The organism is Streptomyces sp. 8P21H-1 (genome assembly GCF_013302945.1).
The window spans coordinates 6,919-8,106 of the sequence record NZ_JABTYA010000069.1; the positions used below are offsets into that span (position 1 = coordinate 6,919).

General features: G+C 68.1%; 1 protein-coding gene. It reads right to left on the bottom strand.

The genetic code is table 11. The features are described 5' to 3' along the window. Positions 1-174: 174 nt before the first annotated feature. Positions 175-1,188, bottom strand: a 1,014-nt coding sequence (locus tag HO151_RS01375) for an oxygenase MpaB family protein (RefSeq protein ID WP_173894308.1), incomplete at its 5' end; no start/stop codon positions are given.

Sequence of the window (1,188 nt, forward strand, 5' to 3'; positions counted from 1 at the left end):
GGCACCCAGTGCTCCCGTCGCGCCCAGCGCTCCACCCATGATCAACATTTTGCGTCTGCTGAGTTCGTCCATTGCTCGGAACTCCTTCTTGAGTCCTGCCGTGGCTCACCGTGGTGTGAGAGGGCTGTGGTGTGTTCTTCCTGCGAGGGCCGGGCCCGGGCGGCCGTGTTTCCGTCAGTGCGGGCGGTTGGTCTCGGGGATCTCGATGTGCGTCCCCCGCCCCTTGGTGAGGTAGAACAGGATGTACTGCCGGACGGCTTCGTCGATCGTCCAGGCCAGCGGCGGCACCATCGGCAGCGGGATGAGCTTCTCGCGGAAGGCGACCAGCTTCGGCCAGGCGGTCGCGATCGCCTTCTCCCAGAACGGCTCGTGCGGGATGCCGTCCCAGTCGGCGACCTGGTCCCCGACGAGGTAGCGGGCGAGCGCGTTGACGAGAGGACGGTCGATGCCGCCGGGGCTGGTCTGCTCGGCGAGCTGGCGCAGCAGGATGTCGGTCAGTTCGACACCCTCGCGTGTGGAGGCGAGGACGGGGTCGAGGACCTGGTCGGACTGTTTGTCGGCCTCGGCCCAGGTGGCGGGTATGTACTCGTCCCGGATGCCGAGCATATGGGCGGTGACCTGCCACACGTGCAGGTAGCCCACCGATTCGGCCGGCGTGATGGGGACCTTCCATTCCAGCATCTTGCGCATGGCGTAGGTGGGCAGACTGTGCCAGGTGACCAGCATGTCCGCCTGGCTGATGGGGATCGTCTGGCCGCCGCTGGTCCGGGACCAGTCCGGGGACCGGGGCAGCAGGTGCCGTACGGCGGCGTGCACCAGGCGGGTCTTGACGGCCTGCACGATCACGTCACCATCGGGCCGGTAGGCGTTGAGGTCTCCGACGGCGAAGCCCAGCAGGCTCGTCTTGGCGACGCGGTCCTCCATGTCGGCGCCGCCCTTGGAGTAGTAGACCGAGCGCGCCTCGCGGGGGATGGCGGTGCTGAGCATGCCGCCTCCCACTCCGTTGAGCAGGTTGAGGTAGAGGCCCCTGGACTCGTTGAACCCGGCCGCGGTCTCCAGCTTGTCCCGGTCCGCCCAGGAGGGCAGCTGGCGTGCGCCGTCCATGAAGTCGCGTAGATCGGCGGGTAAACCGGTCGGCAGCGGCTGATCGTTGCGGGTCCACGTGCGCAGCGCCTCGTTCACCCTGGG